The following is a 24,731-nucleotide window of genomic DNA, read 5'->3' on the forward strand; positions in this document are numbered from 1 at the left end:
CCGTATTAACGGGCAGTAAGACCCCCACCTTCACTTCGTTTAGAGGAGGGGATCTTCTCGGTTAAAATGATAAAAAATAAGACTGCCATTTAGGCACTCTTATTTTTAAAATTTATATTATGCGCACCAATACTTTTAAATAAGCGTGGTGAAGTTGAAAACAGGAGTAGTAGTAATACTGTGCATAATGCAAATGAACCGAGCATTGTACTACCATTCACGATCAATGAATAAAGAACAGCTGACTGTCCTGGTGGTGCGTACTTCCCAAAGAAGATAACACCAGCAATAAAGTGACAGAAATAACGGGCAAAGCTACCAACAAATGTAGCAAGGATAATATAAAAAAGCGCCTTTTTCCCTTGCCCGCTTTTTGATGAAGGTTTATCTTTGCGGCTACCAATGTCGGATTGTACGTTAGATGTATGTTGGTTGTTCGCAAGTGCCTTTTGAATTGGACGATAGAATAAACCAGCAAAACCGATAAAAGCAAATGCAACGAAGTACTCAATAAACGCTTGAACTGGCGTTAAAATGTAAACATCGCCGACTACAATTTGTAGTAGACCCCAAATGAGTCCTCCTAAGAAAGCAGTTTTAAAGCCCCAGCGGTAAGCGATAATAAAAATAGGAATCATTGCAAATGAAACAGAACCGCCTGTTGGAAGTTTAATTGATAGTGGTAAAATGTCGATGATCAAGGCGAAGGCTGCAAGGATTGCAGATTCAATCATCGCTTGTAAATTGGTGTTACGCATGTTGTTAATCCCCCTAAATCCAAGTTGCACAAAAAAGAATACTTATCATAGGGAGATATGAAATACGTAAGTAGAAAAAGAATGAGGTATTTCAAGTTCAACGTTTGCACAATTCCTACGTTAGCATTAACTAACAGGTTCTAAGGGTCGGAACGAAGTGTTCCCTCTCAGCAGCAAAGCTCCCCCTGTGATAACGAGATTCTTTATTTGTTAGGTTTATTGTAATTGAAATGGATGAGAATGGCAAATGAATATATAAATACAAATTGAAACGGCATAAAAACCTTCTTTCTAGGTGGAAGAGAGGATTCGGCCATGGATAGAAGCGGTCAGACCCTCTTCCTGCTCCACGCCAAGTGAAAGCAAAAGGAGAAAACGAGTGGAGATCTCCTTTTGTTTTCATAGCAGCGACTTATATGCCAGCAAATCAACATGGATATATATAATTCTCCCGAAATGTTAATAAATAGGAAGAAAAAATATATAGTACTTGATTCATAGAATGTGATATAATTTTCTTGAAAATAATTATCATTCTCTTTCGAGGGGGAAGATTATGAGCTTAGTTGATATTAAAATAGGTGAAAAAGTATTAGTTAAAAATTTACAAACGTTAGATAAATTATTAAAGCGGAGATTAGCTGCTTTTGGTCTTTCAGAAGGAAGTGAACTTCGTATGAAACAAAAAGCGATGTTTAAAGGGCCGTGTACATTAGAGTGCCGTGGACAATTAATTAGTATTCGTCATTGTGACGCGAAAATGATAAAGGTGGAATTAGCGTGAATAAGGTTGCATTGCTAGGGAACCCGAATACAGGGAAAACATCATTATTTAATGCGCTGACGGGTTCGTATGAATATGTAGGAAACTGGAGCGGAGTAACAGTAGAAAAGAAGGTTGGTAAGTTAAAGGGGAAGCAAGGGACATTAATTGATTTACCAGGTATATATGATTTAAATCCTGTTTCTCGTGATGAAGGTGTCGTTACAAAGTTTCTACTAACAGAAGAATTTCATCATATGCTAAATATTGTTGACTCTTCTCAATTTGAGCGCAATATGCATTTAACATTGCAACTACTAGAGTTTGGTAAACCAGTTTCTATCGGTTTAAATATGATTGATGTTGCGAAGCAACGCGGAATTGTTATTAATGCGAACAGATTGTCAGAAGTATTAGGAGTAACGGTCGTTCCTGTTGTTGCGAGAAGTGGTAAAGGTTGTGAAGAATTACTGGCTACTCTTCATGAGAACGAGAAGAAAGAGAAAAAGTCTTTCATTCTTTCTTATGGTAAAGAAGTAGATGCAGGTATTGAAGAAATCATGGATCTTTTAACTCAAGCAAATTATGAGCATCCTAGATGGCTTACACTTCAATTTTTAAGTAATAACGAAGTAGTAGAACAAGAAGTTAAAAGATTGCCTGTTTATGAAAAGCTTGTAGCAATTCGTTCTAAATTAGAAGCGAAACTTGATAGTACGCTAGAACAGCATATTTACCGGACACGTGCAGCGTATATTGAAAAGTTAAAAACAAATGTCATTCAGCATGAAAAGGAAGGAAAGATTCCCTTTTCAGAAAAAATTGATAAGTTAATTACACATAAAATTTTAGGACTTCCAATCTTTTTAGCAGTTATGTTTTTTATTTTTCAGGTTACGTTTACGTGGATCGGTACGCCTTTATCAGATATGCTTGATGAATTTCTTGGTGGGCAGTTTACGGATTGGGTAACGGCAGGTTTAACAAACATTGGTGCCTCTGAGTTTATTCAAGCGCTCGTTACAGAGGGGATTATTGCCGGCGTTGGTGCGGTATTAGTATTCGTTCCACAAATTTTTGCATTGTTCTTCTTTATTTCGTTATTAGAAGACTCAGGGTATATGGCCCGCATTGCAGTTGTAATGGACCGTATTATGGAATTCTTTGGTTTAAACGGAAAAGCATTTATTCCTATGATTATCGGTTTTGGTTGTAACGTTCCTGGGATTATGGCAGCGAGAACGATTGAGCAGGAAAAAGAAAGATTACTTACCGTTTTAGTAACACCATTTATGTCTTGTTCAGCGCGTTTACCTGTATATGCATTATTTGCGGGAGTCTTTTTCCCGAATAGTCAAGCGACTGTTGTGTTCTCTTTATACATTGCAGGTATTGTACTTGCTTTACTCGTTACAAAAGTAATGTCTCTTACTGTTTTAAAAGAAGAAAAATCTATTTTCGTTATTGAGCTTCCGCCTTATCGTGTACCACAAGCAAAAACATTGTGGCTTAGTACGTGGGAAAAAGGAAAAGGTTTCGTACGTAAAGCTGGTACATTTATCTTTGGGGGATCTGTTGTTATCTGGTTACTTAACTATGCTGGTCCATCTGGATTTGGCGTAGATATGGGGGATAGTTTCTTAGCAATGATTGGTGGGTTCGTGGCACCAATTTTAGCACCGCTCGGTTTTGGAACGTGGCAAGCAGCGGCATCATTATTAACAGGATTTTTAGCAAAAGAAGTTGTTGTTTCTACAATGGCCATTATTTATGCGGTGAAAGAAGATGTATTAGGAAATGTAATGGGAGCGCACTATACTGCATTATCAGCATATGCGTTTATGTTCTTCATTTTATTATATGTTCCATGTTTGGCGACAGTAGCTGTTATTCGTCGTGAAACAGGATCTGTCAAGTGGACAATTTTCTCTGTTGTTTATCCACTTATAGTGGCTTATGTATTAACATTCGTTATATACCAAGTCGGATCCTTACTCGGATTCTAGAAGGAGATGTATCATAATGATGGTCAATATTGTAATTGGAGCTATCATTTTTGGTTATGCAGGATATACATTATTCAATTTCGTGAAGAGAAGTAAAAAAGGGAAATGCGCAGCATGTTCCTTAAATAAATCATGTCAGTCAAATAGTTGTAGTCCTGATATGGAGCAAGTCGTTAATAAGTAGAAAAAAGCTTTGCGGATTTCGCAAAGCTTTTTTTATCCCGCATTAACGGACAGTAACACTCCCACCTCAAAATTCAGCGAAAGCAAAGAAGTTAGGTGGGAGATGAACTGTCCGTAAAAGCCCGATTGGTGAGGGCTAATAATCAGTGGGGGATGGAGAAAACCCCCACTGACTAAAGTTTCACTTTATGATTTGCTATTTAATTTTCACAAGTTGTGATGCGTCTAACCCGATTCCTACTAATTTTTTCATTTTTCCTGTCTCCTTTTTATATAATAGTAAATACAAATGTATTGTTTTTAAAATTTAGAGAAGCAAAAGTGTTTTTGGTTTTAACCTCGACTTCTGATTTCATTTTATAAGAATAACGCCCTTCTACCTATCGAATTAGCTTACAGTAACATTACAATGATGTAATTTAGTGAAAAGAGTTAAAAATGTGAGAAATGGCAACTAAAAACATAACCTTTTTTGATTAGATGTTATTTGTATTACGAACGTTTTATTTAATAAACTCCGAAATTCCTTTTAACAGGAAAAGAATACTTACTACCCAAGTGATTCCTGATAAGGCTAATTGAAGTGAATTTTCTTCTGATGCCATATTGTAGTTAGAAAAGTTAGGTCCAATTAGGAGGGTTATCAGGAGGAATAAGCTTAAAGAAAGGGTTAAGAAGTGTGCAATAAACCAGATGATATTTTTTTCTTTGTACTTAATGAACCAATATATTAGAAGTATTAAAGAAACAATAACTACAAGATAGGAACCTGTAACTAAATACTCTCTAACCTCTTGTTCCATCGGCATATACATATCACCCATTTCATCTAAGCATCTATATCTATTTTTAGTATGAGTCATTATTATTTTGGATAGTCCTTAGGGTGCTGGGAATTGCTTCGAATTGATTGTATATCAATCAGATGTGCCTTTTTGTTTTGACTTCTTTATTTATAGTGGTTTGAATAATTGATTTTGAGGATATCAAAGGATTTGATATGAGGTCAATGTTGAGAAGGGAATGTCATATTATAGTTTGCATATTCAAGAAATAACATGTAAGGACATTTTAGTTTTGATATAATGTACACATAGGCTTTAAAAATGAATATTCTTACTGTAGAGGAAGAATTTTTAGTTTTCCAGGTATTGAATTTGAAATATGAAGCAGTTTATAGGAGGAGTTTAAATGTCTGTTTTTAAACGATTAAGAGATTTAACGATGTCAAATGTGTATGCATTAATTGAAAAGGCAGAAGATCCAGTTAAGATGACGGATCAATATTTACGCGATATGCAAGAGGATGTACAAGAAGCTGAGAAGAGTGTAGCAGCTCAAATTGCGCTTGAGAAAAAGTTTAAATTATTGTTTGAAGAACAAGAAGCACTTGTAAAGAAACGTGAAGAACAAGCACATATGGCTGTTCAAGCAAATAATATTGATCTTGCGCGCCGTGCTTTAGAAGAAAAACAAAATGCAGAGCAAAAGATGAATGAATACAAAGCGAGCTATGAGCAAAATAAAGCAGCAGCTGATAATCTTCGTGCGAAATTGGAAGAAATGCGCAAACAATTAACTGAACTGAGAAATAAACGTGAAACACTTGTGGCGCGTGTGAACGCAGCGAAAGCACAAAAGAATATTAATCAAGCAATGTCTGGATTTGATGCAAATACAGCAAAAGCTGGTTTAAGCCGTATGGAAGAAAAAGCTCTTCAATTAGAGGCTGAAGCAGAAGCAAGCGGTGAAATTTATAAAAAAGAAAAGTCGTTAGATGATGAATTTGCGGCTTTAAATAAAAACTCAGCTGTGGATGATGAACTAGCACGTATTATGAAACAGTATGAGAAATAATATAAAAATGAAAAACTTTTCTTTTTAGGTTGGAGAGAGGATCCGTCTGTGCATAGGAGCGGTCAGTGCCCTTTTTCGCCCCATGCCGCGTGAAAACAAAAAGAGGAGACCTGTTTTTGTTTTCATAGCCGCGGTTTATGTGTTGGAAAATCAAAATGGATATATAGAAGATAAAGGAACCGACATGTCATGAAAATCAATCATGTCGGTTTTCTATTATTCTCTAGAGGAGGTTTCACCATGACATGGATGAATGTGTTAGCCATGCTTGTATGGACAGGAGCAAGCGCTGTTCTTTTATTTGTACTTATGTGGGTTGATTCTATCTTTACAAAATATAACGATTTGGCAGAAATTAAAAAAGGGAATATTGCTGTGACAACGCGCTTTATTATGAAGTTATTTGCGCAAGGATATATTCTGTCACAGTCGATTACGAAAGCAAATGATTTATGGCAAGCACTGCTTGCATCGGCAGTTTCATTCGTTATTTTGTTAGTTGTAGAAATGTTTATCGAACTCATTTTGAAAAAAGTGGCTGGTTTAGATTTAGAAGGGGGAACGAAACAAGGGAATGTTGCACACGCTTTATTAGCTGGTTCGTTACATGTTGTCGGGGCCCTCATTTTAGCAGCTTGTCTATAACGAGAAAAGGAGGGGATAGATTATGAGTTTATTCAAACGAATTAAAAATATAATGAAAAGTCCGGAGCCCGTTAAGCCAGAAAAAAGCCTATTAACGTTAACGCCTGGTGATATGATCGAAGTTTCATTAGTGATGTACGAAATGATTGGAAAAACAAGTATGCATTCTCGGAATGAAATTATTTTAACATTGCAGGACGGGAAGACCATTCGCTATTTGAAAATTGAAAATCGTGAAAGCACCTATTATAAACTATATGCACCAATTGATGGTCGTTTAGATTCTATAAATGAGATTCCAACAACGATTGAAATGGATGATATCGAGTATCATATGGAAGAGCAATATAACGGACGTGTTGTTGTGATGGGGAAAACGCCATTTGCAATATCTGATGAACAACACGTATGGGAGTTCCAATCTGACAACCGGAAGCTACTTCGCATTGAGTGGCAAGATGGCCGTACAATGATGTATGAGGGAGAATCGATTCTTTCTGCTGATGTACAAATTATAAGGGCAACGTAAGGGGGAGGTAATCATGTCAAACCGATTGTTTACCATGATTAAATCATTCATAATCCCTATCTTTGCCATTGTTACGTTACTTGTAATTGCTGGTTTTGCTTTATCGGGGTGTCAAAATGAAAAATCGATTCAAGATCGTTACCCATTAGAATCAGTTGCAAAAGACGGCAAGCAAGAATCATATGTGTATAGGGCCGCCAATCGATCAGTTCCAGAGGTGGCAAAGGAGCTGATTGATGAAAAGGAACCAAAACAAGCGTCTAAAGAAGATGAAAATCAGATGTTCCTTGTGTATTCTGATAAAATATACAACATTCAGAAAGACAAAGAGAAACCATCGGATACATTAGTTGAGATAAGTAACAAAGAGTTTGTCCGTCAAAATTATCAGCCATCTTTCTTACAAGGTTATATTTTAGCAAGTATATTAGACGATATATTTGATTCGCGTAAATCGTATCATGGCGATTACCGTGGATATACAGATCGGAAAAATCATAAACCGGTTATTCCAGAAAGACCGCCTACAAAAGGAGAGAAGAAGACACCACCGCCTATTACAAAGCAAGGTAAGGGTTCTATTATTAAGAGAAGTGATAAAGTAGATCAAAAGACATCCGTAGGCGATAAAGGAAGCATTACAGATAAAGAGACGAAAACTGTACCACCGTCTACTGAGAATAAAGGAAAGATTATTAAATCACCGGGCGGTTCTAGTGGTTCAGATGTGAAGCCGAAATCTTCGATTAAAAGCCCGCCGAAGAATACGTCTCCCCCTAAAACACGGGTTGGCGGATCTGGGAAGATTACGAAGAGAAGATAAACATAAAAAAGCTCAAGAAGTGAATGAAATGCTTCTTGGGCTTTTTTTCGAGCACTATGATACAAATATAATTATTTATCCCGCTATTCGCAGGCAGTAATACTCCCACCTAGCGTCGGGCTATCGCCCTACACACGCTTGAGGAAGGAGAATTCTTTCGGATAGCGTGTTAAAAGAAGAAGATAGAGGCTTATTGTTTTAAATAATGATTTAGTGAGATTTACGTACTTTTACAATTTTTTTTACCGATAAAAAGGATTTGTCCTCCTATGGCTAAAAGTAATATACCAGCTATTATATAAGGCAAAGTGATAGGTTCTATTCCTTTTTCTAAAAATATTCCGTTTGTCATTGTCCCGATGGAACCGGAAAAATAATTGATAGAGCTAAGTAAGGCAATTGAAATGGTAGCGTGATCTGGACTAATTTCTAAGAGTGTTTTTTGCAGGGTGGCCAGTGCCGCCCACCCTGTACTTCCCCAAAGAATTAAACAGATGGCTAACAATAACGCAGTTTCGTGGAAAACTCCCATACATATAAATGAGAAAAACATGATTCCCATTAAGTACAGTAATATGATTTTTGGTTTCTTATAGAAATCCATAATAAATCCGATAATAAAACTTCCCGCAATTCCACCAATTCCCCACATCCAAATAAATAGGATAGATTTTTGGAATCCATATGCAGTAATGATGGTATCTAAGTATGTATACAAACCTAAACTGCAAAAACTTAATACCATTGTGATAACCATAACGAGTGAAATCTTTTTGTTTTTGAACATACTTAGCCGTTCTTTTAATGTTGGCAAAGGACTAGATTCTATCATAGGGAATTTAGTAAAGAGAGCAAATATCCCGATTGCCCCAATTGTGACGATAAACCACATCGCCATGCGCCATTCATAAATGGAAGCGATATATATACCAAATGGAACGCCAATTACGGTTCCAGCACTCATTCCGAGTAAAACAGTGCTTAAAGCTCTCCCCCTTCTTTTTTCAGAAACTAATGTAACAGCAGCAGATGACGCCAATGGTGAATAAAGACCAGCACCTATGCCAGCTAGGCCTCTAGAAATTAATAGAATAATAAAATGATGAGTCACAGCAGTCAGGAAGTTAGAGACTGTGAAAAGGAATAATGCTGCTAATAATGTATGTTTTGTATTCGTCTTTCTCATACATGTAGCAAATAAAGGTGCCGCAATGGCATAACAAATTGTGAAGATACTTACGGTTTGCCCAGCAGTCCCGATTGAAACATGAAAATCATCGGCGATTTGAGGCAAGATTCCTGCCATTATATAAGCATCTACTCCTAGTGCGAACATCCCAAATGTTAATAAAAAAATCTTATTCAATGTGAGTCCTCCTTTTGATGAAGTGTTCTATTTTTATCGTAACGAGTATAATGAAATTAGTGAAATTCATATTTTACATAGGAGGTATGAACAAAACTCATGACGATAGCTAGATATGAAATTTTTCAAAAGGTAGTAGAGTTAGGGAATTTTACTAGAGCGGCAGAGCAATTAAACATGACACAATCAGCTGTGAGTCATGCTATTGCTAGTTTAGAAAAAGAGTTTGGTCATCCTTTATTACACAGAAATAAGCAGGCTGAAATAAGAAGAACTGAGTTTGCAAATCGTATTTTTCCGCATATTCAAAATGTGCTAAAGAGCGAAGCGGCGATTAAACAAGAAGTGTCTATACAAAATAAGAGATTGGAAGGTACGCTCAAAATCGGGGCATTTACGAGTGCGGCGGCACAAATACTACCGTCTATGTTATTGCAGCTTAAAAAGAGTTACTCAGGTGTTAAAGTTTTATTATTTGAAGGTACATATGGAGAAGTAGCAGAATGGATTGAGAATGGTACAGTGGATATTGGATTTGTATTAGAATCAAATACAAAGAATCAAATAAAATCAATCCCAGTTAGCAAAGATGAAATTGTATTAGGGCTACCGAAAAATCATTCGTTGATGAATCAAAAAGTAGTGGATGTTCAGCAAATTGATGGAATGGATTTTATTATGCCAAAAGGTCCGTATCAGCCATTAGTGATAAAAAATTTAGCTGATTATCAAGTAAGTCCAAACATTATATTAGAAGTACTAAATTGCGAAACGATTGTGAATATGGTCTCGCAAAATATTGGAATTACAATGGGGCCTGAGCTGTTTTTTAAATCACATAAAAACATTGAAATGAAAAAATTAAAACAGAAACAATATCGTCATATTCATTTAGCATGTAAAGAAAGTTCACCGATAATTGATGCTTTTTTAGCATGTAATCAATTATCGATCAGTTCCTAGGACTGTATGGAAATTAAAAAGGCTAGAAGAGGAAACGAAATGAAAGTATAACATGTCCACATATCGGCGATTTTTAAGATATATCGATGGAAACGATTCATATATCGGCGATTTTTACAATATATTGACCATTCGACACAGTGTAATAAAAATATCAGTTTCAAAAAAAGCCATCCTTTCATAAGGATGGCTTTTCCAACATAAATTAACTAAATAAAAAGCTAAGGGCTGATAAGAAAACAGAGAATCCTAAAATAACTCCTACGACCTTAGTATGACGCTTACGACTCATTACAACGATCGCAATGTACTCCCGAATCATCGCATTTGGCCAGTAATAGAAAGCAGTTTTTGAGCCGATTCCTTGGCTGTTTAATCCAGCTTGCTTTGCATATAGTCCAGCACGGAAAAGATGAAAATTGTTCGTTGTAAAGATGCTCTTATACCTATCTTTTAAAGAATCCATAATTTGTTTTGAGAAAAGCATGTTTTGATACGTATTGACGGAACGATTTTCTTGCACTGTATGTTCGATAGGAATGCCTTTTTCAATAGCGTATTTTTGCATAGCCTCAGCTTCAGGAAGATTTTCATCTGGACCTTGTCCACCAGAAAAAATGATTGTAGGCGGAGAAGCGACCGCAGCTTGCTTATGGTAAAAATCAATCGCCTTATTAATTCGGCTTGCTAAAAGTGGTGGCACTTTATCATTGATTAACCCACTGCCAAGAACAATAATGAAATCTTGATTACGTCTTGGTCTATTAAATTGATACAGGAAATAAGCGGTTAAGAAAGTTGATATATGGAAAAAGAAATAGACCATAATGAAAAATATTCCTGTAAAAATGGGCTGGAAGTGAGGAGAGAAAAATCGAGTTGGATCAACTATTAAGGACAGCATAATAAGCAACATGCCCATTCCAGCAATTAAAGTTAAGCAGTTAGATAAACGACGTCCTTCTTTTCTCATTAAAATTCTCGCATTGAGAAATAGTCCAATCATTAAAGCAAATACGCCAAAGGTTAGCATTAAGAAAATGATTATAAATGGTATAATTGCAATAAATCTAAATATCGCATAATTCGAGCTGAAACCTAAATAGAGGAAAAGGATAAGGGATGAACAAAAGAATAAATTAAATAGAAATCCGATTAATAAACTTCGAGGATCTCTTAAATAAAAGAATAGAAAAATAACGAGTAAAATAAGCGTAATACTTCCAAAAAACATCAATTTTGTAAACACCTCATTTTTTTATATGAATAATTTTCTCATTTATTATATATTACATTTCGTAAATAACGTAGTTGAAAAATAATTCATTATAAACATTGTTGTAGAATATCTTTTTCTTTTTTACTGTAAACATGCTATTTTTTTAGGCTCTTTTCATAAACTGAAAATAACATAATGAAGGTGAGTGATACGATGCCTGCTGTTATTGATGGTGTAGTTATTGAAAACTGTAATGGCTCAATTAATTTAGGTGATAAATATAATGTACATCCAATTGAAAACACGAAAGCATATAACGGTTCTGGATCATCTAATGTAGGATTTAGTGTGAGAGCTTTTAATGGGATTAGTGCTACAGATGTGTATGACAATGATGTGAATGATCAAATAATACAATCTACACTATAAGCTTGAAATGAAAAAGACACTCTGTAGCGAGTGCCTTTTTCATTCTAATGATATCCTTTTGCAGAGTCTTTATGAATTTTTTCTTTGAAAATCGTGTAGCTCCATAATTGATATCCGATAACGATTGGTACCATTACCATTGCGACGAAGAACATAATTTTTAAGTTTAGTTCACTGCCTGCTGCTTGGTATAACGTTGTACTATATGCATCGTTAATGCGTGATGGCAACATTCTTGGGAACATGCCTGCAAAGCCAGTTGTCATAAACATAGCAATTGTTAAGCATACAAATGTAAATGCAAAACCAATTTTATGTTTGTAAACCATAATGATTGCTAAGACACTCATTAACATTGCTAGTAACGGAAGAATGAACAGTACAGGATATTCCGTAAAGTTTTGGAATAAGTTTGTACGGTTTGCAGTAGCTACATAGAAAATCGCAAGAATAATCGCAGCTGCCATTGAAAATGGTTTTGCAATTTTATAAGCACGATCTGATACTTCACCAGTTGTTTTAATCATAACCCAAAGTGCACCGGATACGACAAAGATTGCGGTGAAGAAGAGCCCGCCTAAAATACCGTAATGGTTTAATAAGCTGAATAATGTTCCTTCGTAGCCGTCTTTTCCGATTTGCAGACCGTAGTAAAGGTTAGCAAATGTAACACCGAATAAGAAGGCGATAAGAAAGCTACCAATTGCAAACGCCCATTTACAAATGCTTTGCCAAATTGGTGAGTCATCTTTATGCATAAATTCAAGCCCTGCTGCACGAGCAAAAAGGGCAAGTAATACTAAAAATAGTGGTGTATATAAGTAGCTAAACATATTCGCATATGTGATCGGGAAGGCGGCGAAGGTTGCACCGCCTGCTGTAATTAACCATACTTCGTTACCACCCCAGAACGGGCCAATTGCTTCTTGCATTTGATTTCGTTCCTTCCGGTCCTTGGTAACGAACGGGAAAATCATCCCGTTACCAAGTGCATAACCATCAAGAATAAAGTAAACTGTCCAAATTACGCCCCATAAACCGAACCAAATGACTGCAAGCATATCATGAGACATGAGCTGCACCTCCCTGAGTAGGCTCTTCTAATGCTGCAGGTCCTTTTTTTGCGAACTTCAGCATGAGATATACATCGGCAATTAAAAGCAATGTGTAGAACAATACTAAACTAATTAACGAGAACCAAATTTGTGGAACGGAAATTGGTGAGACAGATTCAGCTGTGCGCATCAATTTATATACTGTCCATGGCTGACGACCTGCTTCAGCAACAATCCATCCAGCATTAATCGCAACATATGGAAGTAATACAGACCACATTGTAATTTTTAAGAAACGTTTTGAGTTTTCTAGTTTTCCTTTTCGGTTTAAATAGAAACCAAACCAAGTTAATGCCATGAAGAATACGCCAAGTGCAACCATTAAACGGAAGCTATAGTAAACAAGGTTTACGTTCGGACGATCTTCTTTCGGGATATCTTTCAAACCGACAATTTCTCCATCAAATGAGTTTGTATAGAAGAAGCTGCCGAGTTTTGGAATTGTTAATAATTCAAAGTTCTTCTCATTCTTCACATCGGGAATTTGGATGATTGAGAAGCCTTGACCTTTACCAGTTTCCCAAACTGCTTCCATTGCAGCCCCTTTTGCAGGTTGCATTTTTGCAGCGAAAGCGCCGGATTGGTGACCGATGAAAGGTGTTGCAGTTGCCGCAAATAATCCTAAAACTAAACCAAATTTAAATGATTTTTTAAAGAACTCCACATCGTTTTTACGTAATAAATGATAGGCACTGATTGCCATAACGAAGAAAGAACCAACAATATAACAGCCAACAACTGTATGGAAGAACATATGCCATGCATATGGATTTGTAACAAGTGCCCAGAAATCATTTAACTCAGCGCGGCCATTACGCACCACGTAGCCAACAGGGTTTTGCATAAAGCCGTTTGCTGTAATAATCCAAAGCGCGGAAATATTTGTTCCAAGTGCAACCATCCACATACAAAAAGCACGGAACTTTGGTGAGATTTTATCTTTACCGAATAACCAAATTCCCATGAAAGTAGATTCTAAGAAGAAAGCAACAAGTGCTTCGATTGCGAGTGGTGATCCGAAAATATCCCCCATATATTTTGAGTACTCAGACCAGTTTGTCCCAAATTGGAACTCCATCGTAATACCGGTTATAATCCCCATTACGAAGTTAATCGTAAATAGCTTACCCCAGAAATTCGCCATTTTTCGATAAGTGGGATTTAATGTACGTGCATATTGTGTTTCCATACACGCTACTAAAATAACAAGTCCGATTGTCAAAGGTACAAACAAAAAGTGATAAAAAATAGTAATTGCAAATTGAAAACGACTCAGTAACAGAACGTCGGACATAATAAAGATTCACTCCTTTTTAACATTATCTACATTTAGTTTATAGTGGAAACGTGAGTAAAGTATGGGAGAGTTGTTACAGAGCTGTGTGTATATTATGAAGAAATTATGTCGGTTGTCTGAAAAATTATATATTTGCAATAAAGTAATATCCTTTTGGTATTTTTTTGATTTTGGTACACTTAGTATGTAGTTTAAATGAAAGAAAAGAGGGGCTATTTACTATGAAGTCATTAGAAGAGATTTTGCAGTATAATGAAAAATTCGTTGAAGAGAAAAAATATGAAGAGTATGAGGCAGGAAAATTCCCGAATAAAAAAATGGTAATCATTTCTTGTATGGATACACGTCTCGTTGAATTATTACCAAAAGCAATGAATATGCGTAATGGTGATGTGAAAATTATTAAAGTAGCGGGTGCTGTTATTTCCCATCCATTTGGAAGTATTATGCGTAGTATTTTAGTTGCTGTATATGAGCTTGGCGCAGATGAAGTATGTGTTGTTGGTCACCATGATTGTGGTATGGCAAAAATACAGGCGAGCAGCACAATTGAAAAAATGAGAGAGCGCGGCGTGACAGAAGAGAAATTAGATACACTTCGTTATTCTGGAATCGATTTAGAGAGATTCTTACAAGGATTCTCTAGCGTAGAAGAAAGTGTAGAACATAGCGTTTCTGTACTTCGTAACCATCCATTACTTCCAGCAGAAGTGCCTGTCCACGGTCTTGTTATTCATCCTGATACAGGAAAATTAGATCTTGTTGTGAATGGCTACGAAGCTTAATTTCTTTTTTCTTTTTTGTCCGGGACGGGGTCAAATCCTCCTGGATGAAAAGGGTGACATTTTAAAATACGTTTTAGTGTGAGCCAAAAACCTTTGAAAGCACCGTGTTTTTGAAACGCCTCTAATCCATAATGGGAGCATGTTGGATAAAAGCGACATGTAGGTGGTGTCATCGGAGAAATAAATTTTTGATAAAAGCGTATGATTCCGATAAAAATCTGTTTCATAACGGTCTCCTTTCCAGCATATTCTTCTAGTATTATAGCACGGGCTATACATAATACTTTACTAATTTGAATTTCCGTTATATCATATTGGATATAACGGAATTAAAATTAAAGCGGGAGAGATGTTTTATGCCATCAGTAGAAAGCTTTGAATTAGATCATACGATTGTAAAGGCACCTTATGTAAGACATTGTGGTGTTCATAAAGTAGGTAGTGACGGTATTGTTAATAAATTCGATATTCGTTTTTGCCAACCGAATAAACAAGCGATGAAGCCAGATGTTATTCATACGTTAGAACATTTATTAGCGTTTAATTTACGTAAATATATTGATCGTTATCCGCATTTTGACATTATCGATATTTCACCAATGGGTTGCCAAACAGGATATTATCTTGTTGTAAGCGGGACACCAACTGTTCGTGAAGTCATTGATTTATTAGAACTTACATTAAAAGATGCGGTTCAAATTACAGAAATTCCAGCTGCAAACGAAACGCAGTGTGGTCAAGCGAAGCTTCATGATTTAGAAGGAGCAAAACGCTTAATGAATTTCTGGTTAAGCCAAGATAAAGATGATCTTGAGAAAGTATTTGGTTAATAGATGAAAAAGCTGCCTGTGAAAAGGCAGCTTTTTATAGTTTAAAGAACATCTTAGAGGAGTTAATAAATAAAAATTTAGAGGGTTTTCTGCGCGATTAAACCAATTATGAGGGCTTGAATCATCATATTTAACTTTTACTGTCAAATCAAATTAAGAAAATATACTTTGTTTTCACTTTAATCGAATAAAAATAAGCCTCTTTAATCACTCCAGCATCATTAATAAAATTAGATAATGGATTAGCAGTTAAATGATCGTTTTTCTGAAAAACAGAGAGCGTGGTTTTTAGTTAGATTTTCTTTCGTGGTCTCCTATGTATATTTTTCAGTCCAGTTTAAAATATGAAGTAAAAAGGTGTAGTATTTTTTACTAAAATATATAGTGATATGACAATGTTTTTCACTAAAAATATTTTGACTTTTTTGAATTTTTTTAGTAAAAAGATAATATGACTTTATTTTTTAGTGGAATGAACTCGAAGTTAGGAAGGAAAACAACTCGTGCGAAGATGGGGGATAGTGGGCATTATAGATTTCATAGTTTAATGGACAGTAAACCAGATTTAGAAGCCGAGTTGTGTATGGGATAAAGGAAATTCAGTATAAAGTGAAACTTTAATCATTGGGGAGGTTCTTCATCCCCCACTGATTATTAGCCCTCACCAATCGGGCTTTTACGGGTAGTTGATTCCCGACTTAACTTCTTTGCTCTTGCTGAAATTTGAGGTGGGGGTCTTACTGCCCGTTAATGCGGGATAAATAGCATGAGGAGGATCTTAGATGATACATAACCAGTTAATGGAGAGTTTTAAGAAAATATTTCACCAAGAGGAGTATCGTACTTTCTTTGCTCCTGGTCGGATTAATTTGATTGGAGAACATACTGATTATAACGGAGGAAATGTGTTTCCATGTGCCATTACTTTCGGCACTTATGCGTTAGCAAGTAAACGAGATGATGCGTTAATATGTGCCTATTCATTGAACTTCCCCGAAAAGGGTGTTATTTCATTTTCTTTACAAGAATTAGATTATAAGCAAGAACATGATTGGGCGAATTATCCAAAAGGTATGATTCGTTATCTCATAGAAGCTGGATATAGCATTGATTCAGGAATTAACATTATGTTTTATGGAAATATTCCAAATGGTGCGGGATTGTCATCATCTGCCTCTATTGAGCTTGTAACAGGAGTAACGATGGAAGGATTATTCCAATTTGAATTAGATCGTATAGAATTAGTTAAAATTGGTAAAAAGGTGGAGAATTATTTTATCGGTGTAAATAGTGGTATTATGGATCAATTTGCTATTGGGATGGGAAAAGCAAGATATGGGATGTTGTTGAATTGTCAAACACTGAATTTTACGTATGCGCCATTGCAGTTGGATAACTACAATATCATTATTATGAATACGAACAAGCGTCGAGAGCTTACTGCTTCTAAGTATAATGAGAGAAGAATGGAATGTGAACAGGCACTTGCAAAATTGCAAGAGGTAATTGATATAAGCTCCTTAGGAGAACTAACTGAAAAAATGTTTGAACAATATAAGCATGTAATTAAGGAAGATAGCTTAAGAAAACGGGCTAAACATGTTGTGTATGAAAACTGTCGAACATTGCAATCTGTAAAAGAGTTAAAAGAAAATAATATAAAAGAATTTGGAAGATTGATGAATGAATCTCATTGTTCTTTACGTGATGATTATGAAGTGACAGGACGAGAACTAGATACATTGGTTGAATCAGCTTGGAAACAAGAAGGGGTTATAGGAGCACGTATGACAGGTGCAGGGTTTGGTGGCTGTGCGATTGTGATCGTTGAGAAAGAATATACGGATCAATTTATTTGTAACGTTGGACAAAAATATAGAGACACCATCGGTTACGAAGCGACATTTTATGTTGCCGAGATTGGGGATGGGGCAAGAGAATTACAAAAAGAGGCCATGCAATAAATGGCATATTACATTAGTTCCTGTGCTTGTATAGCAATTAATAGAGCAAACTTCAATGTAGTAGTTACAGCTAATGTATAACGATTTTATTTCTCTTTATAGATGTTTAGGATGGGTATGAAAATAATCCGAATGGATATAACGATTCAGCGGAGGGAAAGTATCATGAATGTTTATCAAGTCATTGAGCAACTTATAAAACGGGCATGTTCACTTCGGTTTATCGAAAGAGAAGATGGAATTTATATAAGAAATCAAATTCTTCACCTTCTTCATTTAGAGCGTTTTGAAATGCAAGAAAGTAAAGCGGAAGAAAAAGAAATAACAGATTTACTAGAAGATTTAGTTCAGTATGCCAGTGAACAAGGAATTATTGATGGTCATTCTCACAATAGAGAAATATTAGCGAATCAAATTATGAACTGCTTCATGTCAAAACCATCGACTATTAATCAATGTTTCTATCAACATTATGAGTGCCATCCAGAATATGCAACTAATTATTTTTATGAATTAAGTCAAATAAGCAACTATATTCAAACGAAGCGTGTTCAAAAAAATATTACTTATAAAGCTAATACAGAGTATGGAGAATTGGACATTACCATCAATTTATCTAAACCGGAAAAAGATCCAAAGGAAATTGAAAACGAAAACGTAATACAAAATACGGATTATCCGAAATGTTTGCTTTGTATTGAAAATGAAGGATATGTGGGCAGAATTGGCCATCCAGCACGCTCTAACCATAGAATGATTCGAACGGAATTATTAGGAGAGCGATGGTACTTACAATATTCTCCTTATGTGTACTATAACGAACATTGCATTGTGCTAGCAGAAACGCATCGGAATATGGAAATAAATTGCCAAGCTTTCGGAAGATTACTTTCTTTTGTGAAACGGTTCCCTCATTATTTTATTGGCTCCAATGCTGATTTACCTATTGTAGGCGGGTCTATTTTATCACATGATCATTATCAAGGTGGTAAATATGAATTTGCGATGGCAAAAGCAGCAGATGATTATGCATTTAAATTGGATAGATTCCCAGGGGTTCAATGTTCAGTAGTGAAATGGCCCATGTCTGTTATTCGCTTAAAAGGTAAGGATTCGAATTTATTAGTAAATGTGGCAGATTACATTTTGGGGAAATGGAAGCAATATAGCGATTCATCTGTTCATATTTATGCACATACAGACGGTGTGCCACATAATACGATTACGCCTATTGCTCGCAAGCGAAATGAACAGTATGAGTTGGACCTCGTATTACGAAATAATCGTACAAGTGAGAAGTATCCCTTTGGTATCTTTCATCCGCATCAGGATGTACAACATATTAAGAAGGAAAACGTCGGTTTAATTGAAGTGATGGGATTAGCTGTACTTCCAGCAAGGCTGAAATTAGAACTACAAGAGGTAGAACGATATATATTGTATAAAGACAATTGTGTAGCGGAATATCACAAACGATGGGCAGAACAACTGAGAGAGCGGTATAAAAAGGAAGCGAATGAAGAGGATATTCACCATATTGTTCAAAAAGAGTTAGCGGCTAAATTTTTAAGGGCATTAGAAGATGCTGGGGTTTTCAAACGAAACGATGAAGGAATAGCTGCATTTAAACGTTTTATACAAAGTTTAGAGGAGCGGAAGATAGGGATATGAAAGCCTTTCAAAATGTATTTGGTAAAGTAAATGGAGAAGATGTGTACGCTTATACATTAAAAAATGACAATGATATAGAAGTTACGTGTTTAAATTACGGTTGTGTGATTACAAAAATCATTACTCCTGATAGGAAAGGAAATTATGAAAATATCGTTTTAGGTTTTGAAGAATTAGAAAACTATGAGAGATATTCTCCATACTTTGGAGCAGTTGTAGGAAGAGTGGCTGGTAGAATCAAAGGTGCTCAATTTGAGTTGGATGGCAACACATATACGCTAGTAAAAAACGATCAAGACAATCACCTTCATGGTGGTTTAAAAGGATTTAGTTATATCGTTTGGGATGCTAAAATAATAGGAAATGAGAAGGAAAATGGAATTGAATTTACTTATACTAGCCCTAACGGAGAAGAAGGATATCCAGGAACTGTACATGTAAAAGTGATCTATACATTAAATAACGCGAATGAATTTTTGATTCGTTATGAAGCGCAGTCAGATAAAACGACCATATTAAACGTAACAAATCATACGTATTTTAACTTAAGTGGTAATTTAAAACGGGATGTCTTACAGCATACTTTAAAAATGAGTAGTGATCAATTTCTAGAATTAAACGAGCAATTATTACCAACGGGTGAAATATTGGATGTAATAGATACGCCCTTCGATTTCCGAGCAGGAAGGCAAATAAAAGAGGGAGTATATTCTCGCTATTATCAAAATGAATTAGTAGGAAAAGGATATGATCATCCTTTTCTTTTGAATAGCAACTGCGACCAGGAAATCATATTATGGGATGAAGAAAGTGGTCGCAAATTAGTTGTGGAAACAGATGAAGTTGGGGTAGTTTTGTACACAGGAAACCAATTACCAGGTGATTTTGAAATATGTGGGGTACAATCCAAAAAGTATTTAGGGCTTTGTCTAGAAACGCAAGGATTGCCTGATGCCATTCATCATCCGAATTTCCCTTCTTATATTTTAAATAAAAATCAATTATTCTCCTCCTCAACGAAATATACGTTTCGGATTGAATAATTGAGAAGAGCAGGTGAATCAGGTATGGCAACGATTAAAGATATAGCAGAGAAGGCAGGCGTATCCATTGCTACTGTTTCTCGGGTGTTAAATAATGATCCATTGCTTTCTGTCAGTGATGGAACGAAGAAGAGGATATTTGAGGCAGCAGAGGAGTTTTCTTATAAGAAGCGTACAAAGCGTAAAAAAGAATTGCCGAAAATTACTTTGGTTCATTGGTATACAGAAGAAGAAGAGCTTAACGATTTATATTATATGTCCATTCGTTTAGGAATAGAAAAAAGATGTGAACAGCAAGGTTTGAAAATTGTAAAACTTTTTCATAGCCAAATGGAAGAGTTGATGCAAGAAAACATTCAAGGCATGATTGCAATAGGGAAATTTAGTGAACGAGAAATAGGTTTATTTGAAACGATAACAAAAAACATTGTATTTGTAGATTATTCTCCAAATGAAGATATTTTTGATGCGGTTGTGGTAGATTTTGAAAAGGTAACCATGAAGGTGATTGATCATTTAATAGAAAAGGAACATCAAAAGATTGGATACATAGGAGGACGGGAAACATTTAAAGATCAGACTTCTGAAATTGAAGATCCAAGGGAACGTGCCTTTATAAAATATATAAAGGAAAAAGAATTATTTTGTGAAAAGTATATATACACGGGTCAGTTTTCAGTAAACGATGGTTATTTATTAATGAAGCAGGCGATAGAAGAGCAGCAGGATCAGTTACCGACGGCTTTTTTTGTTGGAAATGATGCTATGGCAATCGGATGTTTGCGGGCATTACATGAATGTGAGATTCCTGTTCCAGAAAGAGTAAATATAATTGGTGTAAATGATCTCAGTATTTCTCAGTATCTTTCTCCTGCGCTCAGTACAGTGAAAGTATATACGGGGCTTATGGGAGAAACAGCAGTAGATTTATTAATGGAAAGATTTTCAGGACGGAATGTAGCTAAAAAGGTAATTTTGTCAACGAAATTAAACATTAGGAAAAGTAGTTTTTAGTAAATGAATAAATGAAAAAAGAAACTCCTGCTTATTGAAACAGGAGTTTCTTTTTATGGGGGTATATTAATGGGTTAGTGTGTGGTGTAATATGGGTTTAAAAGGATTATATTCAAGATTATAGGGGATGATTGAGTGAACGATGCAAAAATTCAAATCAAAAAAACCAAGAGAAAAGTAGCATTGGTATTATTTATTGCGCTAGTAATGATCATTGGCTTCGGATATTGGAAGTTTTTTAGTTTGCAAGGCGTTCCGAAAGGAGAATTGATTCGAACTGTGAAATCTCCAGATGGAAAACATGCTATAAAAACTTATTTTCATAACGCCGGATCATTAAGTGCAGATGCTGTTAGAGGAGAATTAGTTAACCTTAGTTCCAATTCTGCCAAAAATGTATATTGGAACTATCCAGATACAGATCCACACATTGAATGGATAGATAAAGATAGAGTTAGAATTGGAGATCGAGCGTTAGATATTTCAAAGAAAGAAACTTATGATTGGCGTGAGGATGATAAGCATATAAAAGAATATCCAAAACAGTTTGTTCAATAAATGGGATAGAACTACTTTGATCAAATAAAGCACAAGAGTAACGAAAAGGGCTATCTTTTCTACATTAAGTGGGAAGATGGCTTTTAGCTTTTCATCGTAAAAGTATAGAAATTACAATGAAGAAGATAAAACCAGAAACCAAAAAAGAAGCAATCCCTAATGTTTTTCTCCGCGCTTTCATTTCAGAAATGCCCATGATAATGAACATACATGCGAGTGAGAGCTGCATGTAAGGGAGTACATCAGTTTTGGTAAAATGGTAATAGCCTAAAAGAACAAGTGTCAGTAGTAGGAAGAAAATACGTAATCCAGTCAGCATTTCATTCTCTCCTTTGAAAATTTATATTAGCGGAGCAATTCTGATATAGCGATGAATAAAACGATAGCTCCAACTAGAAAACACATTGTTCCGCTTACTTTCTTTTGTTCACGTAATTCCTCGATGCTCATAGTGAAAGACATTAAACCTAAAGCAATGAACATATACAGTATAATGCCTCTGTTATCTGTGATAAAACTATAGATAGACAAAGCGAGTGCAATGAGTGCAAATGTAATTCGAGCGATTTTTAGCATATTAATCCCTCCGTAAGAAAATAGTCGTTACATAATATACTTTACTGCGAGAACAGCCCACACAAAAATTCCTGCTACCATACAGGTCAAACCTGTGCTTGGGTCTTTCTTTTGTATTTGTTCAATCGCGATTATGAACATTAAGGCTCCTACGAAAAATTGTGAGAGTGTAAGAAATGAATCATTCTGTGTAAATAGACTGTATAAGGATACGATAATGACAATGAAAGCAGTTAAGAGGCGGAGTATACGAAGCATATTATTGATTCTCCTTTTTATTTGTTAGATAAGGATTATCCTCTGGTTTATCAACCGAATGTTTATATGAATAACCTTTATTAATTGTCAGCACAGAGAGAACCAACACGAGAATGACAATAATGACGCCGATGATTAGTATTTTTAACATCCAGTTCCCCTCCTTTTCTTAATTTTACCATTAAATGAAACTTCGTTTTACATAATTTTGTAATTGTTGAAAACAATAGAAAGTAAAAGGGTGAAAGAAGGGTGTTATATGGATAATAAGAAAACTTACTATATATCAGTAGGAAATGGTCAGATTTCGCAGGTGAAAACGGCAGATACATATAGCTTTGAAATCCAGGCGAATGATGAGGAAATTACCCAGCTTCGGGAATACTTCGATCAAGCGTATCGTGAAGATCTTGGCTCTTTTGTACGTTCGCACGTTCCGTATGTTGAGTATCATCATGATTCGAATAATGACCGGTATGATGAACAACTGCAGAAAGCCTATAAGATGATTTATGATTTAGGGAATCATGAAACGAAAGAATTAGTCGCGCAAATGGGAATAATCAATGGATTGTAGTTGGATAACATTATGCATATGAATGAGAATTGTGCTACAATTTGTGGTAGGAAAAACTTGTAACCATCTATAGGGGAGTAATGGCATGTACAAATTTAAAGATTATTACCACAACACTGTACAATTATCGTTTGAACGTTACCCATTTTCTCCTGAGCCAAAGCATGTTTGGGTTGTATGCCGGTACGGGGATCAATGGTTATTAACGCATCATTTGCGCCGCGGTCTTGAATTTCCAGGTGGCAAGGTGGAGCTGGGGGAAACACCGGAAGAAGCGGCAGTTCGAGAGGTTCATGAAGAAACCGGTGGTATTGTTTCTGATTTAACTTACTTAGGACAATACAAAGTATCTGGAAAAGACAAAATAATCATTAAAAACATTTATTTCGCAACAATTAGTGCAGTAGAAGAACATACGCACTATGAAGAGACAAAAGGGTCTGTTCTATTAAAAGAAATCCCGGATAACATTAAAACTGACAGGAAATTTAGCTTTATTATGCGTGACGATGTATTAGCGCGTACGATGAAACATATAGAAGAACTCGGCTGTTTTACGAAGTAAAGGGGCCGGGTTCTTTTTGTTATTAAAATTATATTTGTTCCTTCGGTATATATTCCGGCAGAGTGCTTGTAATGTAGTGCTACCGATATATATTCATGGAAAAACTTATATGGAGTGTTAAAAAAGATAGAAACAAACTCACGATATGTATCATAGAGTAAATTTATATAAGAGGAAGACAAAATAGCTATTTCATAAAAATAAATTAATTTTTTTCTGGCTCCCCTGTAAAATGCTTCACTCGTTCGAATCCTATAATAAAAAAATGATTTAAGGAACATTAACATAAAAAGAAGGTTTGTGCGTATGAGTATACACCGTACATATATGCAATAAAAACACACAGAGTTATAACTAATACTATTACATGCAATCAAAAACTCACTGGATTAACTGAATAATATATTGTCTTAATATTATTCAGTTAACAAAAACTTAAAAAGGAAAATTTATCTTTTTAATTGCATTTAGAATGTTGATATTATAACATTAGAGTTAAATTGAATTATGAAAATTAGTGTATAGTAACACCTAATCCTAGTGGATTTTGAGAACTTGACTTATGGCAATCTCCAAACTAAAAGGCCCTATGTAGTCATATCGCGCTACATAGGGCCTTTTAGTTTGGGGGCTGCTTTTTTTTGATTTAATATGTTTATAGAAATCAAATGTTGAGTTTTTAATTATCTTGCTAGAATTAGATCTTTATATTTTTAAATCAAGTGGATAAGGAAAGGTGAACTACACATGTTGAAGAAAACTGCAGTAGCTGTTTTAACATTAGGCTATGTGCTTAGCCCAATGCAAGCTTTGGCTGAAACAGAGAATGAACAGCTACCTTTGGAACAAAAAATTAGTACTGAGCAACAAAAACAATCTAAACAGGGCAATCAATTACTACCCGAGCAAAAGAAGCAAGAACAAGAAATTAGTACTG

At 35.5% G+C, this 24,731-nt stretch carries 30 protein-coding genes and 1 riboswitch; of the genes, 19 read left to right on the forward strand and 11 right to left on the reverse strand.

Annotated features, from left to right (window positions below; all coding sequences use genetic code 11):
- Positions 1-89: 89 nt before the first annotated feature.
- The gene (gene thiT / locus BPMYX0001_RS21040) at positions 90-758 is read right to left on the reverse strand and encodes an energy-coupled thiamine transporter ThiT (protein ID WP_033799182.1); all 669 of its coding nucleotides are present in this window, start codon (positions 756-758) and stop codon (positions 90-92) included.
- A gap of 94 nt (positions 759-852) precedes the next feature.
- Positions 853-954, reverse strand: a riboswitch (TPP riboswitch).
- 360 nt (positions 955-1,314) lie between these two features.
- Between thiT and BPMYX0001_RS21045 the strand changes: the two genes are divergently transcribed.
- The 3 genes from BPMYX0001_RS21045 to BPMYX0001_RS21055 are packed head-to-tail and all read left to right on the forward strand — an operon-like array spanning position 1,315 to position 3,711.
- Positions 1,315-1,542: a FeoA family protein gene (locus BPMYX0001_RS21045; RefSeq protein WP_003208854.1), complete on the forward strand. Its 228-nt coding sequence runs from the start codon at positions 1,315-1,317 to the stop codon at positions 1,540-1,542.
- Positions 1,539-3,527, forward strand: coding sequence for a ferrous iron transport protein B (gene feoB, locus BPMYX0001_RS21050; RefSeq protein WP_033799183.1), 1,989 nt, complete (start codon positions 1,539-1,541; stop codon positions 3,525-3,527). The genes BPMYX0001_RS21045 and feoB overlap by 4 nt, the downstream gene beginning before the upstream one ends.
- Positions 3,528-3,543: 16 nt before the next feature.
- Positions 3,544-3,711 carry a FeoB-associated Cys-rich membrane protein gene (locus tag BPMYX0001_RS21055; protein ID WP_003201403.1) on the forward strand — a complete coding sequence of 56 codons (168 nt, stop codon included), beginning with the start codon at positions 3,544-3,546 and terminating at the stop codon, positions 3,709-3,711.
- Positions 3,712-4,213: 502 nt separating this feature from the next.
- Here BPMYX0001_RS21055 and BPMYX0001_RS33290 read toward each other — a convergent pair.
- Positions 4,214-4,519, reverse strand: coding sequence for a hypothetical protein (locus tag BPMYX0001_RS33290; RefSeq protein ID WP_018764617.1), 306 nt, complete (start codon positions 4,517-4,519; stop codon positions 4,214-4,216).
- Between the two features lie 382 nt (positions 4,520-4,901).
- On the opposite strand from BPMYX0001_RS33290, the gene BPMYX0001_RS21065 reads away from it, so the two are divergent.
- From BPMYX0001_RS21065 to BPMYX0001_RS21080, 4 genes are all read left to right on the forward strand, one after another.
- On the forward strand, positions 4,902-5,567 hold the full coding sequence (locus BPMYX0001_RS21065) for a PspA/IM30 family protein (protein WP_003201365.1): 666 nt from the start codon (positions 4,902-4,904) through the stop codon (positions 5,565-5,567).
- Between the two features lie 240 nt (positions 5,568-5,807).
- Positions 5,808-6,212 carry a DUF350 domain-containing protein gene (locus tag BPMYX0001_RS21070; protein ID WP_003201367.1) on the forward strand — a complete coding sequence of 135 codons (405 nt, stop codon included), beginning with the start codon at positions 5,808-5,810 and terminating at the stop codon, positions 6,210-6,212.
- 22 nt (positions 6,213-6,234) lie between these two features.
- The gene (locus BPMYX0001_RS21075) at positions 6,235-6,741 is read left to right on the forward strand and encodes a DUF4178 domain-containing protein (protein WP_006096342.1); all 507 of its coding nucleotides are present in this window, start codon (positions 6,235-6,237) and stop codon (positions 6,739-6,741) included.
- 13 nt (positions 6,742-6,754) lie between these two features.
- Complete coding sequence (locus BPMYX0001_RS21080; protein ID WP_033799184.1) at positions 6,755-7,564, forward strand: DUF4247 domain-containing protein; 810 nt, start codon at positions 6,755-6,757, stop codon at positions 7,562-7,564.
- A 220-nt stretch (positions 7,565-7,784) separates the two neighbouring features.
- Here BPMYX0001_RS21080 and BPMYX0001_RS21085 read toward each other — a convergent pair whose 3' ends face one another.
- A complete protein-coding gene (locus tag BPMYX0001_RS21085; protein ID WP_033799185.1) occupies positions 7,785-8,930 on the reverse strand; it encodes an MFS transporter in 1,146 nt (381 codons plus the stop codon).
- 99 nt (positions 8,931-9,029) lie between these two features.
- Between BPMYX0001_RS21085 and BPMYX0001_RS21090 the strand changes: the two genes are divergently transcribed.
- Positions 9,030-9,893: a LysR family transcriptional regulator gene (locus tag BPMYX0001_RS21090; RefSeq protein WP_006096345.1), complete on the forward strand. Its 864-nt coding sequence runs from the start codon at positions 9,030-9,032 to the stop codon at positions 9,891-9,893.
- 205 nt (positions 9,894-10,098) lie between these two features.
- Here BPMYX0001_RS21090 and BPMYX0001_RS21095 read toward each other — a convergent pair whose 3' ends face one another.
- Positions 10,099-11,127, reverse strand: a complete 1,029-nt coding sequence (locus tag BPMYX0001_RS21095; RefSeq protein WP_006096346.1) for a YdcF family protein — start codon at positions 11,125-11,127, stop codon at positions 10,099-10,101.
- 180 nt (positions 11,128-11,307) lie between these two features.
- Between BPMYX0001_RS21095 and BPMYX0001_RS21100 the strand changes: the two genes are divergently transcribed.
- On the forward strand, positions 11,308-11,541 hold the full coding sequence (locus BPMYX0001_RS21100) for a spore germination protein (RefSeq protein ID WP_006096347.1): 234 nt from the start codon (positions 11,308-11,310) through the stop codon (positions 11,539-11,541).
- Positions 11,542-11,585: 44 nt separating this feature from the next.
- Here the strand turns inward: BPMYX0001_RS21100 and cydB are convergent, their stop codons facing one another.
- Positions 11,586-12,614 (reverse strand): cytochrome d ubiquinol oxidase subunit II, encoded by a 1,029-nt coding sequence (cydB, locus tag BPMYX0001_RS21105; protein WP_033799187.1) that lies wholly within the window; start codon positions 12,612-12,614, stop codon positions 11,586-11,588.
- Entirely contained in the window at positions 12,604-13,950 is a 1,347-nt protein-coding gene (gene cydA / locus BPMYX0001_RS21110; protein ID WP_033799188.1) for a cytochrome ubiquinol oxidase subunit I, read from the reverse strand. The genes cydB and cydA overlap by 11 nt, the downstream gene beginning before the upstream one ends.
- Before the next feature lie 224 nt (positions 13,951-14,174).
- Between cydA and BPMYX0001_RS21115 the strand changes: the two genes are divergently transcribed.
- Positions 14,175-14,738, forward strand: a complete 564-nt coding sequence (locus tag BPMYX0001_RS21115; protein WP_003201390.1) for a beta-class carbonic anhydrase — start codon at positions 14,175-14,177, stop codon at positions 14,736-14,738.
- Here the strand turns inward: BPMYX0001_RS21115 and yidD are convergent.
- Entirely contained in the window at positions 14,735-14,965 is a 231-nt protein-coding gene (gene yidD / locus BPMYX0001_RS21120; RefSeq protein ID WP_018764610.1) for a membrane protein insertion efficiency factor YidD, read from the reverse strand. The two genes, BPMYX0001_RS21115 and yidD, sit on opposite strands and share 4 nt — an antisense overlap.
- A 129-nt stretch (positions 14,966-15,094) precedes the next feature.
- On the opposite strand from yidD, the gene luxS reads away from it, so the two are divergent.
- The 6 genes from luxS to BPMYX0001_RS21150 all read left to right on the forward strand — a co-directional run bounded on the left by luxS (position 15,095) and on the right by BPMYX0001_RS21150 (position 21,818).
- The gene (gene luxS / locus BPMYX0001_RS21125; RefSeq protein WP_003201393.1) at positions 15,095-15,568 is read left to right on the forward strand and encodes an S-ribosylhomocysteine lyase LuxS; all 474 of its coding nucleotides are present in this window, start codon (positions 15,095-15,097) and stop codon (positions 15,566-15,568) included.
- Between the two features lie 782 nt (positions 15,569-16,350).
- Complete coding sequence (locus tag BPMYX0001_RS21130) at positions 16,351-17,532, forward strand: galactokinase (protein ID WP_006096351.1); 1,182 nt, start codon at positions 16,351-16,353, stop codon at positions 17,530-17,532.
- 165 nt (positions 17,533-17,697) lie between these two features.
- The gene (galT, locus tag BPMYX0001_RS21135; RefSeq protein ID WP_087944638.1) at positions 17,698-19,203 is read left to right on the forward strand and encodes a UDP-glucose--hexose-1-phosphate uridylyltransferase; all 1,506 of its coding nucleotides are present in this window, start codon (positions 17,698-17,700) and stop codon (positions 19,201-19,203) included.
- A complete protein-coding gene (locus tag BPMYX0001_RS21140) occupies positions 19,200-20,246 on the forward strand; it encodes an aldose epimerase family protein (protein WP_033799190.1) in 1,047 nt (348 codons plus the stop codon). Before galT ends, BPMYX0001_RS21140 begins: the two co-directional genes overlap by 4 nt.
- Positions 20,247-20,270: 24 nt before the next feature.
- Positions 20,271-21,260, forward strand: coding sequence for a LacI family DNA-binding transcriptional regulator (locus BPMYX0001_RS21145; RefSeq protein ID WP_003208869.1), 990 nt, complete (start codon positions 20,271-20,273; stop codon positions 21,258-21,260).
- A gap of 135 nt (positions 21,261-21,395) precedes the next feature.
- Positions 21,396-21,818 carry a DUF5412 domain-containing protein gene (locus BPMYX0001_RS21150; protein ID WP_006096355.1) on the forward strand — a complete coding sequence of 141 codons (423 nt, stop codon included), beginning with the start codon at positions 21,396-21,398 and terminating at the stop codon, positions 21,816-21,818.
- Between the two features lie 91 nt (positions 21,819-21,909).
- Here the strand turns inward: BPMYX0001_RS21150 and BPMYX0001_RS21155 are convergent, their stop codons facing one another.
- The 4 genes from BPMYX0001_RS21155 to ytzI are packed head-to-tail and all read right to left on the reverse strand — an operon-like array spanning position 21,910 to position 22,803.
- The gene (locus tag BPMYX0001_RS21155; protein WP_018764604.1) at positions 21,910-22,137 is read right to left on the reverse strand and encodes a DUF3953 domain-containing protein; all 228 of its coding nucleotides are present in this window, start codon (positions 22,135-22,137) and stop codon (positions 21,910-21,912) included.
- 26 nt (positions 22,138-22,163) lie between these two features.
- Positions 22,164-22,394: a DUF3953 domain-containing protein gene (locus tag BPMYX0001_RS21160; RefSeq protein ID WP_018764603.1), complete on the reverse strand. Its 231-nt coding sequence runs from the start codon at positions 22,392-22,394 to the stop codon at positions 22,164-22,166.
- A 27-nt stretch (positions 22,395-22,421) separates the two neighbouring features.
- The gene (locus BPMYX0001_RS21165; RefSeq protein WP_029427341.1) at positions 22,422-22,652 is read right to left on the reverse strand and encodes a DUF3953 domain-containing protein; all 231 of its coding nucleotides are present in this window, start codon (positions 22,650-22,652) and stop codon (positions 22,422-22,424) included.
- A 1-nt stretch (position 22,653) separates the two neighbouring features.
- Positions 22,654-22,803: a YtzI protein gene (ytzI, locus tag BPMYX0001_RS21170; protein WP_018782064.1), complete on the reverse strand. Its 150-nt coding sequence runs from the start codon at positions 22,801-22,803 to the stop codon at positions 22,654-22,656.
- Between the two features lie 108 nt (positions 22,804-22,911).
- Between ytzI and BPMYX0001_RS21175 the strand changes: the two genes are divergently transcribed.
- The 3 genes from BPMYX0001_RS21175 to BPMYX0001_RS33295 all read left to right on the forward strand — a co-directional run.
- A complete protein-coding gene (locus BPMYX0001_RS21175; protein ID WP_018764600.1) occupies positions 22,912-23,229 on the forward strand; it encodes an HAD family hydrolase in 318 nt (105 codons plus the stop codon).
- Positions 23,230-23,314: 85 nt separating this feature from the next.
- Positions 23,315-23,794 (forward strand): antimutator 8-oxo-(dGTP/GTP)ase, encoded by a 480-nt coding sequence (mutTA, locus tag BPMYX0001_RS21180; RefSeq protein WP_003202680.1) that lies wholly within the window; start codon positions 23,315-23,317, stop codon positions 23,792-23,794.
- Between the two features lie 747 nt (positions 23,795-24,541).
- Positions 24,542-24,731: hypothetical protein (locus BPMYX0001_RS33295; RefSeq protein ID WP_033799191.1), on the forward strand; the 190-nt coding region annotated here is incomplete at its 3' end.

The organism is Bacillus pseudomycoides DSM 12442, from assembly GCF_000161455.1.
Lineage (GTDB): Bacteria > Bacillota > Bacilli > Bacillales > Bacillaceae_G > Bacillus_A > Bacillus_A pseudomycoides.